The organism is Faecalimonas nexilis, assembly GCF_059731825.1.
This window is the reverse complement of sequence record NZ_AP029189.1, coordinates 3,302,504-3,314,930: the sequence shown is the minus strand read 5'-3', so window position 1 is coordinate 3,314,930 and position 12,427 is coordinate 3,302,504. Positions and strand designations below refer to the sequence as shown.

The following is a 12,427-nucleotide window of genomic DNA, read 5'->3' as shown; positions in this document are numbered from 1 at the left end:
ATCATAAAACATGAGATGAAAGGCAGAATGCGAATTCATCTTCTGCAAAACAGAATGACTTATGAGCAGGCAGATATTTTGCTGTATTTTTTAACCAACATGAAAACGGTTTCATCAGCGAAAGTGTATGAGCGCACGCAGGATGCTGTCATTCGCTATACCGGTGACCGAGAGGTCATTATAGAAGAAATGAAGAGATTTTCTTATGAAAAGACGGAGGTGCCGGCGGGACTTTTAGAAAATTCCGGCAGGGCGTTAAACGCTGCTTATCAGGAAAAGTTAATCAATAAAGTTTTGTTCCGGTATGCAAGAAAATGGTTTCTTCCATATCCGGTAAATGCCCTTTATACGGCGGCAATATCGTTAAAGTATATTTATAAGGGTTTAAAGGTGTTGTGTAAAGGAAAGATTGAAGTTCCGGTTCTTGACGCAACAGCGATTGGGGTTTCCATTTTACGAAATGATATTGATACGGCAGGTTCGGTCATGTTCCTGCTGGGAATCGGAGAAATTTTAGAAGAATGGACACATAAAAAATCAGTGGATGATCTTGCGAGAACAATGTCGTTGAATGTGGGGAAAGTATGGCTTAAACAGGGGGAACAAGACATTCTTGTTCCGGTGTCTGATATTCAGGCAGGAGATCAGGTTGTTGTACATATGGGAAATGTCATTCCGTTTGACGGCACAGTGGCAGATGGTGAGGCGATGGTCAATCAGGCGTCTCTTACCGGAGAATCTCTACCGGTAAGAAAAGTACAAGGAAGTTCTGCGTATGCAGGAACCGTGGTGGAAGAAGGCGAAGTGACGATTACGGTCAAAGCAGTGGGCGGCTCCAGCCGATTTGAAAAAATAGTCACAATGATCGAGGAGTCGGAGAAGCTGAAATCTGCATTGGAAGGCAAGGCGGAGCATCTGGCGGATAAACTTGTGCCGTATACACTTGCGGGCACAGCGCTGACCTATCTTTTGACACGTAATATCACGAAAGCACTGTCCGTATTGATGGTCGATTTTTCCTGTGCATTAAAGCTTGCGATGCCGATTTCTGTCCTTTCAGCGATTCGAGAAGCAGGCGTGCATAATATTACAGTAAAAGGCGGTAAGTTTTTAGAGGCAGCGGCAGAGGCGGATACGATTGTGTTCGACAAGACAGGAACACTCACAAAAGCAAAGCCTACTGTAGTGGATGTCGTTTCGTTCAATGGAGAAGATCCGGATGAACTACTTCGGATTGCAGCATGCATGGAAGAACATTTTCCGCATTCTATGGCAAAAGCAGTCGTGAACGCTGCCAAGAAGAAAAAATTGGATCATGAGGAAATGCATTCGAAAGTGGAATACATGGTTGCACACGGAATTTCCACGATGATCAATGAGAAAAAGGCAATTATCGGAAGCTATCATTTTGTCTTTGAGGATGAAAAATGTATGATCCCAGAGGGGAAAGAAGCGCTTTTTGCATCACTTCCGGTGGAATACTCTCATCTGTATCTTGCGATTGAAAAAGAATTGGCAGCAGTCATCTGCATTGAAGACCCTCTCCGAGAGGAGGCGGCAGATGTCATTGAAATACTGCGAGAATCAGGCATTTCAAAGATCGTGATGATGACAGGGGACAGCGAGCACACTGCGGCAGCGATTGCAAGAAGAGTCGGTGTAGATGAATATTATTCAGAAGTACTTCCGGAAGATAAGGCTGATTTTGTGGAAAAAGAAAGGGCAAAAGGCAGAAAAGTCATCATGATCGGAGATGGCATCAACGACTCACCGGCGCTTTCGGCTGCTGATGTAGGAGTCGCAATCAGTGACGGAGCAGAGCTTGCAAGAGAAATTGCGGACATTATGATTGGTGCAGAAAACTTATATGAACTTGTAATATTAAAGCAGTTGAGCGATGGACTGATGAAACGAATCAAAAGAAATTACCGATTTATTGTTACTTTTAATGCAGGACTGATTTTACTTGGGGTGAGTGGAATCTTACAGCCGACTACGTCAGCATTGTTCCATAATATGTCAACACTTGGAATCAGCCTGAAGAGTATGCAGGATTTGCTGTAGTCACATACCAGGAGGCGAAAAGATATGAAAAAACATAGATTTTGGGCATGGGCAATGATAGGATGCCTTTTTATGACACTGTACACAGGATATAAACACAAATAGTGGTGCAAGGGGGCTGTCGGTTAATCAATGTCAATAAGTTAAGATAATCTTGAAAGAGTGGGTAATACAAAAATGTATGCTCACTCTTTTTTTGTAATAAAATAGAAAAAACGCTTGACAAATCTTCAAAAATTTGCGGCGAAGCCACTTGAATATATTTTTTATTTAAGGAGGTTCCCGTATGTTTTATGACTCACCTACTATGTTAAAACAGAATCTGCTTCGCACAATCTCGAATGTGCAGGAAGTATCTCAACTGTTTGTAAAGCAGCCCGAAAAAGACTTTTCTAGGAAACGGAAGATTTCTTTTGCAGACACGATCCGTTTTCTTTTGTCTATGAATGGAAACACGGTTCCAAAAGAATGGATGGATTATTGGGATTTTTATCCTGATATGCCCTCTGTTTCTGCCTTTTCACAGCAACGACAAAAGCTGCTCCCTGATGCAATGGATTTTCTATTCCATACTTTTACGGATTCCTTCTCAACTCTGAGTACTTACCGGGGATTTCGTTTAATTGCCTGTGACGGTTCAGACCTTGCCATCGCCTGCAATCCGAAAGACAAAGAGACCCATAGACGGCATAATTCTATCGAGCGAGGTGAAAAGGGGTATAACCAACTTCATTTAAATGCACTGTATGATCTGAAAAACCGCATTTATATAGATGCTGTCATACAACCCGGCCGTCATCCAAACGAGGCACAGGCGCTTATTGAAATGCTGAAACGCTCTAAGGTGCAGGAGCCGGTTCTGCTGATTGCAGACAGAGGATATGAAAGTTATAACATCATGGCTAACGCACAGGAAAAAGGGTGGAAATTTCTGATCCGTGCAAAAGATCTGGGAAGCCGCGGTATTCTTACACATTTACCGATACCGGAAGATGGAACTTTTGATTGTACTTTGTCCTTAATCCTTACCAGGAAGCAAACAAAAGAAATAAAAAGCCAGCCCTATAAATATCGCTTCCTCACAAACAAAACTGTATGTGATTTTCTGGATCCAATCGAAAATCCCTTTTATACACTTCATTTTCGTGTCTTACGGTTTCCGATTACAGAAAGTACGATGGAATGTATCATTACGAATCTAGAGGAAGAAGATTTTCCAATGAAAGAAATCAAAAAACTGTATGAATGGAGATGGGGAATTGAGCGTTCTTTTCGAGAATTGAAATATACGATTGGATTAACGAATTTCCATGCAAAAAAGGTGGAGTATATCTTGCAGGAAATTTTTGCCCGACTGATCATCTACAACTTTTGTGAAAGGATTATCACAAAGATCGTAATCCAACAGAAAAACAGGAAGTATATTTATCAGGCCAACTTCACTGTTGCGGTGCTGATATGCCGGGAATTTTTTTCGGGCAGGGTTCCTCCACCAAATTTAGAAGCACTTATTCAAAAGAATATCCTGCCTGTAAGAGAAGGGCGTAAGGCTCCTCGGAAAATCCGTCCTAACTCAGCAGTGAGCTTCTTATATAGAATAGCATAGAAAGAATAAAAAAATATATATAATCTTACAGCCCATGGGACTGTTTTATTTGCTATGCGCAAAAATAGCCAAAAGCAGAAATATCTGCTCTTAGCTATTTGATCATTCATAATGAAGTTGTTGGGACAATCCTTAACTTATTGACATTGATTTCCCGACAGCCCCTTCTACTCATTTACTCGTTACAAGTATCGTTTTTCATGCTACCAGCATTCATCGAAATAACTCTGTTAAAGCTACGGTTTTCAGAATAATCACCATGAGAAGCTACTATAATGTAAGCGCAAAATAGTATTCTTTTCATAGGCAGTGGTCTCTTTCTGTATTGGCTTGCCTAAGTCGTATAACTTCAAAAGCCTATATCTTGGAATTTATTGGAAATGATAGACGAATTGAAAAACAGTAACTTATTAACTATAGCTGAGCTACGCTCAGTTTAAAGCGGAACAGCACTCCGTTCTATTGGAACGTATGTGCAGTTCTTGCAGAATATGCATTCTTATCGGAAACACTTTGTTTCTGATAGGTTCATTATAACTTATATATATAATTTCAATAGTGTTTTGAGCAAAAGAAATGAGGTGTCGTTTTTTACTAACACCTCAATTTTCTTAACTTATTCAGTTTTGTTTCATTTCTTAAATCGTATACTTTCACAAATCATAACCATTGGATAACTAACTATTACTTTTCCTCAATTTCCACCATTTGTTCCTCAGACTCTATGTTTACAAGCGAAAAGGATAAATACCCTGCTGCATCGATAAACAATTCAATTTTCTGCTTTCGAAGTAAAAGTATATTTTTAGTCAATACATGAAGAATACCTTTATCAATGTTTCTTACCTCATCTCCAAACGAAGCAACGATCTCCGACACAGCTTGAATAAATACATCCTTTTGTTTATCTGGAAAGTTATCAACTCTACTTAATAAATCATCCCACATCAAATACATTCTCTGTTTAGAAACACTATCTTTCTTTGATGCTTCTAATGACATGTAATCAATCACATCTTTAGTAACAGACATTAAGCAACCTTCATCCAGTAAAGATTGCAAGTACCCAATTAATCTCGAATCATCCATTTGCTGTCTAACCAACCAATCTGAAACTGAAATAACATTTAGATTGACTAACTCATTTTGTGACAAAGATGCTAATATTGCTTCAATTATTACCAAAGAATACTCTTCATTATGTTGAACAAATGCTATAGCATCATAATCACAAATCCCGAATAATTCCTTGCTATCAAATTCCCCAAAAAACTCTCCGGATAAATCCTGATCACTCTTGACGGTAGGTATAGCTTCACAATACTTTTTAAAACCTCCGGCTTCTTTTAGCCAATAATCTTTACCGGCCTCATCTACTTGATTAATAAAAAGCTTCTCGTCCATAACCCCTAAAAAAGCTACAGTATCTCTATTATATTCTTTAATGACCTCTGCAACATCTGAATCAGCTTGTACCAATGTGGATTCCATAATGGTTCCGCCAGATTCACCTATTTTATCTGCCGGATATCCCGTTTTATACAAAGCAACTAACGCCGAAAAGGAAATTACATATTTCTCTGCTGGTTTAGATGCATGAATCATCTGCCTAACAAAATAGTCATGAGATGAAAGAATCACATCTACAAACTGAAAATATGTAAGACGTGTAAATCTTTTATACGTATACAGTGGTAACGGAACATCTTGAATGTTATTATACTGTTCAAGCCAATCAACTGACTGTCTTTCATCAGGGATGATTTGAGAAATCATTTCTGTAAAAGCAGAAGAATCCATTTTTCCATTCTGTACTGGAATAGATAGTTCCTTAGCAAATCCATTCTGAGTCATTTTCGCTGTACATGTTCTAAATAAGTAACAATCTAACGGCACTATGTCTGTAATTACATATAAATCATTATCTATAGTAATTTGATTACCGGTATGCTTTCTTAAAAAGCCTAGCCTAGCAGCATCATCAATATGCATATGATAATCATTATTCCAAACATATGGAGATGTTGGGAGAATACAATCCTTATATACACATAACCAACGTTGACTACCATTATTTTTTTTACAGCATGCCGCAGTATCGGCCTCGATTCCTGTTATTGTTATTACTTCATTACTGTGTATGGATGTCGAAATTGCTATATATTGTCCAAACGCAGGATTATAGCTTTCTCCGGACATTAAAATAGCACGTATATTTTCACTCTTCGCTCTTGATATGTCGCCCTCATTCAAATAGCAGGCAGCCGCAAGCATATGTAGTCGTGATGTATCTGTCTTTATTGCTGCATTTAATACCTCTTTACTGACTTTTCGCTTGTTCATCAGTGATAATGTTATCAATGAATCTATAACCAATTCATCGGTGCTATTATCTTCAAACGCTGCTCTATACCACTTCAAAGCTTCTACATCATTCTTTTTACCTTGAAGGATAATCGCTTTATATTTTTTTATTCTAAAACCTTTTTCACCTATTTTTTCATGTTTTTTCACATACAATTCAGCAAGATCATATTCATGAAAATTGAGTAAACGCTCAATTATAAGATAAGCTGAATGGTTAAACAAGCATGTCATTTTACCATCACGACACGCTTCAACAAACGCCTTCTGATTTTCCTCTAAATCTGACAAATTCAACAGTTCATTCCAATATTCATATACATTACTTAATCCATCGCTATGTTTTTTTAATTGAAATTCACGTTCATCATTGAGCCCCAAAACCTTCAACGCACCTTGATACATGAAAAACAGCGACCAATCTTTTTCAAAGATTTCCTCATGTTCCCTACAAAAGTCTATTATTTCCTTTTCGTTTTTACTTGATACAAAATAATTGTTTAGCAACCAATATGCTTCATTTCGTACCGAATAACCGTAAATCTCATTTAACCCTACTTCCCTTTTCTCAATTTTTATGGCATAAACATAATCAGAAAGGGGACGTTCCTGCATCAAATCCTTGGGAACATACTTTTCTGCTACGTCAATTTTATCCATTAACAAATATGCTTTTACTAACACAGCATAGTAAAAGTTTCGTTTTTTTTTGCATAATCCGTCATAGATCTCCTTATACTGCAGTATTTGAGTTATTACAGTGGTTAATTCTTGCGAATTATCATCTGCATTATCGCTTATTAAATCCTCTATCCTCTTATCCGCTATTAAGATATCCGTGAACCAAGTTCCCTTTCCTTTTCCTACCTCTTCCATGGCAAAATGAATATTTCTTATCGGCTTCTCATATAAAGATAAAATGACAATCAACTTTATTAGTCTTTCTTCCTCATAGACCAACTTTTTATTGAGCGTAAAATTGTGAATTTCAAGACCGCCATCAAGAGTAATCTCTTCTGAAAAGATTCTTTCATTATTGCCACTTATCAAACTATCTACAATATTCCGCAGTGATTCCACAGTTGTGGCTTCCATCAGTCCATCTATAGCTTCGTCTCTAAACAGAAGTAAAGGAAGCACTGTTCTAACTGCGTTATCCCTAATTCTCGCATCAGAAATATCAGCTATTCTTTTGACCGTGTCTGCACATCTCTCTGAACGTAGGATTTGAGACAAACAGTCGTAGAAAACCGACAAATCATCAGATTTATCTTTTACCGCAATTGCAAGATCACCAAATTCCTGAATCCGTCCTTCGTACAGCTCCTTCGATAACAAATCGGCTATCAATGCCGCTTTTGTATTGCTAAGTTTTCCTCCCTCTTTTATTGCATTAAGAATTTCTCTATGCTCTTTGCAATCTTCTTTATGATTAGCATTTACTGCTTCTTCTAATTCCGCAAATTGATTCAGGCATATAGACACCATATGTCGCTGTTCAACAGACAGACTATTACGATAATAAGTACCTACCCTATCCATTATTAAGTGATATAAGTCTTTTATCACACGCTCTTCACTGTTTGCAAACATAACACCTTCTGCGACTGCTATTTCTCTCGCTTTTTTAATCTCATCTCTAAGGAATTCTTTATTTCCCTTTTCAAGTTTGGTTGCAATCGACCGCTCGATTACCTTGTTCAAAAAATCTGTATTACGAATGAAGTAATCAAAAGCACTCGAATCAATATACATGCTCTCATTTTTCTCGCAAAACTTACTAATATCTTTTCTAAGCATCTTGAGAAAACGTTTCAAGTGATACCTGTCTAGCCGCTTCTTTATGACGGAAGTAGTAATATCATATATTAAGTTCTCCAACATAGTCGACAATAATTCTGTCATAACCTCTTCAGATCCTTTCTCTCTCCAATACCCTAAATACTGCATCCCCCGGAGAATTGTATAATATAATCTAGAATGTCACAAACGTACCATCCATGTAAAACAACACACTTCTAGTCACTTGTTCTTTTTGATAATTTACTATTTTTTCCAGTTGATGTAAGCTCATAACTTAATGTTATGAGTTTCTGAATCTCATCCCTCGACACCGATCCATCCAGAAGGATACTAATCCAATTTTCTTTATTCATATGATAAGCCGGAAAATATCCTGTCCTATTTCTCAAAGAACCAACTAATGCCGGATCACATTTTATATTCACAACATCTGTCATTCTTTCATCAGATAATCCCAATTTTTTTGTATTCACTTCCAAAATGACAGCATACCATTTTTGATTCTCTGAATGACGCAATACTGCATTCCAATCCTTCCACGGATAATCTGGCTTCGTTCCATAGACTTCTTTTACCCAGCAAAACAATTCATTTCGTTCCAATTCTGCATCTCTCCTGCTACATTTATTTACCTGTAATAATAATCCATATCAATATTATAAAATTCTGAAAAGCACTGCACAATAATTTTTTATTATTTTTCTATCTTACCTTGTATTTTATATTCCCGCAAATTCTATAAGTGAGAGGGTTTGAATCTTCAAGAGCAAGATCCACTCATGTTAAACAGTATAGCCTTTTCAGGCATCTGTTTATCTTCTGAGTTTTATCTTGATGGGGATTTCGTTTTCCCCATACCCTCGATATCAGACGTATTCTACGTCAACCGGCTTCCACCAAATGGTGTACGCATCAATAATTCAAATATCGGAAGGGACAGCCGATATTCATTAGTGGCATCACTATGTGATGAAAAATCAATGCGAAAGGAGGAATATGAACGCAAGTAAAAAACAATCAGAGCTGCTTCATCCACATTTTGTGGCTGTACGATTATCGGATATTGAAATAGAACTTTTAGATCAGAACGCTTCCATTTTGGGTGTCTCCCGGTCAGAGTATCTTCGCAAACTTTTAATAGAAAAAGAAATTTGTAATCGTATAGAAATTGTTGCAGATATAAAAATACTTCGCAAGCTAGTCAGCGAATATGGCAAGATTGGTTCTAACCTGAATCAGATTGCCCGGTATTTTAACAGTGGCGGAGACCGTTCTCGTGCTGTCGAAGAAGAAATCCATCAATGTATTTCCGCTCTTTTTCTCCTGAGAAAAAAAGTGTTGAGAATGGCAGGTGAAACAAATGGCAATCTTAAAACATATTAAAAGCCGAAATGCAAATTACACAGATGCAATTGATTATCTGCTCTTTCAGCACGGTGAAAACACAGGGAAAAAGATCAGGGATGAGTTAGGCAGAAGTATTCTTAGAGAACACTATTATATGGACGGCATCAACTGTGATCCCATGTCTTTTGATAAGGAATGTGAAATAACAAATTCAAAATTCCATAAAAATAAAAAAAGTTCCGATATCAAAAGCCATCACTACATCATCAGTTTTGATCCTGCCGATGTAACAGAATGCGGGCTGACCGGGAAAAAGACACAATCCTTATGTTTGGAACTTGCCAGAAAAATATTTCCCGGATACCAGGCCCTTGTGGTCACGCACACGGATGGACACAATCAATCCGGAAATATTCATACACACATCGTAATAAACAGTGTCCGGAAATATTCCGCTGACCGGGAACCTTATATGACGCAACCTCATGATCATGAAGCAGGATATAAACACCGTTCCACCGACAAGTTTTTGGAACATTTCAAAAAAGAAGTTATGGATATGTGTCTTCAGGAAGGCCTGCATCAGATCGATCTGCTGTCACCGGCAGAGAAAAAGATCACACAGAAAGAATATATGGCTCAGCAGTCCGGACAGGAAAAACTGGAAAAGACAAATAAGAAAATTCTCGCAGATGGACTGGAGCCATCGTCATCCGTTTTCCAAACGCAAAAGCAGGAATTACGGACTGCCATCAAAGCCTGTGCTGCACAATCCAAAAACTTTGAAGAGTTTCAAGTCAGGCTTTTGGACGAATACCATATTTCTGTGATTGAACAAAGAGGCCGATACAGTTACCTCCATCCAGATCGTGATAAAAGGATTACGGAACGTTCTCTTGGAACCCGTTATGGGAAAGAACGACTGGAACAGATCTTTTTACATAAGGATCCTTTCCTGATTTTCCGTATCCAATCTCATCTACGGCTGGTTGTAGATCGCCAGACAAATGTAAAAGCAATGCAAAGTCAGGCTTATGCTCATCGAATAAAGATTACCAATCTGCAACAGATGGCAAATACGATCATCTATATTCAGGAACATGGATATAACTCGCAGCAAGATCTGAAAAAACAACTTTCCCAAATGACCAACGAACTTGAAAAAACGGAAAATCTGCTCAAACAATATACAGCAGAATTAGAAACCGTAAACCTTCAGATCCGCTATACCGGACAATACTTTGCCCACAAAGAGCTTTATTCCCAATTTTTAAAAAGCAAGAATAAAGGAAAATTCCGTAAAGAGCATTCTACAGACATTCAGGCATATGAAGATGCAAGAGACTGGCTGAAATCATTTTATCCGGATGGAAAAATGCATTCCATGAATATTATGAAATCTCAGAAAAAAATATTGTTGGACAAGATACAGTCTCAAAAAATCTCCGTTCAATTTTTAAAGGAAAAGCAAAAAGAACTGGAAACTGCAGATAAAAACGTAGATGCAATTCTTCAGATGCAGGTTCCAAAAGTACAATCCTGCATGATGGAATCGGTCATAGAAAGATCCAGATACCAAAACTGTACGATATAATCCCAGGTACTCTTAGGAAGGGAAAAAGGGTCGGGATAAAATTTAAGAAACTCGGATACGAAAGTATCCTGATAGGCGGAGTGTCCGCCGATATTAACAGGTAACATAAAAATCGCCTCCAGTCGATTGAAATAAACTATAATCAATCGGCTTCGCCGCAAATTTTTGACGATTTGTCAAGCGTTTTTGTAAAAAAAGTGGGTGATTTTTTGAACAGGGGTCTGGAAGCCTTGTAAAATCAGGGCTGAAGATTCCGAGAAGTTATGCATTAGTAAAGGAGGAACAGGCCTATGGATCACATTGAAACAGAAATCTTAAACTGCATTGCCATCCGGGAAGCAGAGCAACATATGGTCTTTACTGCAAGACTGACGCAGCATGGACATACCATTCGTGACATGAAAGACCTGTTAAAACTCTATCAGAAATCATTCAGTAATGAAACGCTGAAAAACATTGCACCCCTTCCGCATCCTACGGTACAGAAATTTACTGTATTCACGGTTGCTGTAGTAGGTGCCAGCAGACGTTTTCTGACACAGATAACCAGACACTAAAATGAAGTAAAATATATGAGCGCTTCTTTACAGTACAGTAATTATTCCGGAAAGGCAATGTTCGCAGTGCCATATGAAATTTTAATAGCAGGAAAAGAAATCAAAGATTTGTATATGAAAAGCTGCCAGTCTGATCTGAGTTGTTATGAACAGCTCTGTAACACAGGAATCAGCCATGATGCTGCCGCATATGCTACTCCCCAGGGATTAAGGAATGTTTTAGTCATCAGTGCAACTCCTTATCAGTGGAAGCATATGATCGGACAGCGCACCTGCAGGAGAAATACAGATGAGACCAGAATCGTCATGTTAAATATCTGGCAAAAACTTTACGAACTCAGTCCTGCTTTATTTGCTCCAAATCTTACCAGTCCATTTTGTCAAAAGGGAGCTTGTAGAGAAGGCAAAATGTCCTGTGGACATCCGATCCCATCCTTATGGTTTCCGATCGATATTTTAAAAGTAGATTATCCGATTCTTTCAGAAAGGGGAACGCTCTCATGAAAATAAAATTGATTGATTTTGGATTGAAAAAAGATCATTTTCCATTCCGTCCACATGCCAAGGATGCCGGCGCTGATGCTTTCATGCCTTATGATCATACATTAAATCCCGGTGAAATTATTCGGATACCCCTTGGATTTGGGCTTATCATTTCGGACGGATTTGCAGGATATGTGTTTCCGCGAAGTAGCATGGCAGCCAAAGGCCTGGTATGCGAACTTCTGCCAATCGCTTCCGGATATCGCGGAGAAATCCATGCCATTATCAGCAACGTAGGAACAGAACCACAAATACTGCGCAAAGATAGCCGCATAGGCCAATTAATCATTACCCCTATCCTAATTGCAGATTTTGTTTCAGAACTTGGAGAAACTAGAAATAAAGATTCCTTTGGAAGTACTGGTCAATAGCGAAAATATCAAAACCGGTGTCTTTTTTATCACTTGACACCGGTTCACTTCATTAGCAAATGAAACGATAAAAATACTATGATTATATTTGGAAAGAAATATCCAAATGATATAAGTATAATTCCATGTAATCGTTTTTATAACCGTTCTATAGTCAACGATTGAAATGCTGCTATAT

General features: G+C 38.1%; 7 protein-coding genes and 1 pseudogene. 6 read left to right on the top strand and 2 right to left on the bottom strand.

Annotated elements, in window-relative coordinates; all coding sequences use genetic code 11:
- Nucleotides 1-27: 27 nt before the first annotated feature.
- Both AC6I5B_RS16355 and AC6I5B_RS16350 read left to right on the top strand, forming a co-directional pair.
- A complete protein-coding gene (locus tag AC6I5B_RS16355) occupies nucleotides 28-2,064 on the top strand; it encodes a heavy metal translocating P-type ATPase (RefSeq protein ID WP_497773774.1) in 2,037 nt (678 codons plus the stop codon).
- 286 nt (nucleotides 2,065-2,350) lie between these two features.
- Nucleotides 2,351-3,670 carry an IS4 family transposase gene (locus tag AC6I5B_RS16350; RefSeq protein WP_497773459.1) on the top strand — a complete coding sequence of 440 codons (1,320 nt, stop codon included), beginning with the start codon at nucleotides 2,351-2,353 and terminating at the stop codon, nucleotides 3,668-3,670.
- 684 nt (nucleotides 3,671-4,354) lie between these two features.
- Here AC6I5B_RS16350 and AC6I5B_RS16345 read toward each other — a convergent pair.
- Both AC6I5B_RS16345 and AC6I5B_RS16340 read right to left on the bottom strand, forming a co-directional pair.
- Nucleotides 4,355-7,939 carry a hypothetical protein gene (locus AC6I5B_RS16345; protein WP_497773458.1) on the bottom strand — a complete coding sequence of 1,195 codons (3,585 nt, stop codon included), beginning with the start codon at nucleotides 7,937-7,939 and terminating at the stop codon, nucleotides 4,355-4,357.
- A 113-nt stretch (nucleotides 7,940-8,052) separates the two neighbouring features.
- Nucleotides 8,053-8,439 (bottom strand): MmcQ/YjbR family DNA-binding protein, encoded by a 387-nt coding sequence (locus tag AC6I5B_RS16340; RefSeq protein ID WP_022249850.1) that lies wholly within the window; start codon nucleotides 8,437-8,439, stop codon nucleotides 8,053-8,055.
- Between the two features lie 394 nt (nucleotides 8,440-8,833).
- Between AC6I5B_RS16340 and AC6I5B_RS16335 the strand changes: the two genes are divergently transcribed.
- The 4 genes and pseudogenes from AC6I5B_RS16335 to AC6I5B_RS16320 all read left to right on the top strand — a co-directional run bounded on the left by AC6I5B_RS16335 (nucleotide 8,834) and on the right by AC6I5B_RS16320 (nucleotide 12,249).
- Nucleotides 8,834-9,220, top strand: a complete 387-nt coding sequence (locus AC6I5B_RS16335) for a plasmid mobilization protein (RefSeq protein ID WP_022249849.1) — start codon at nucleotides 8,834-8,836, stop codon at nucleotides 9,218-9,220.
- Nucleotides 9,198-10,778 carry a relaxase/mobilization nuclease domain-containing protein gene (locus tag AC6I5B_RS16330; RefSeq protein WP_147611891.1) on the top strand — a complete coding sequence of 527 codons (1,581 nt, stop codon included), beginning with the start codon at nucleotides 9,198-9,200 and terminating at the stop codon, nucleotides 10,776-10,778. The genes AC6I5B_RS16335 and AC6I5B_RS16330 overlap by 23 nt, the downstream gene beginning before the upstream one ends.
- Nucleotides 10,779-11,068: 290 nt before the next feature.
- A pseudogene (locus AC6I5B_RS16325) lies at nucleotides 11,069-11,839 on the top strand (FAD-dependent thymidylate synthase).
- Nucleotides 11,836-12,249, top strand: a complete 414-nt coding sequence (locus AC6I5B_RS16320) for a dUTP diphosphatase (RefSeq protein ID WP_022249845.1) — start codon at nucleotides 11,836-11,838, stop codon at nucleotides 12,247-12,249. Before AC6I5B_RS16325 ends, AC6I5B_RS16320 begins: the two are co-directional and overlap by 4 nt.
- The last annotated feature ends 178 nt before the right edge of the window (nucleotides 12,250-12,427 follow it).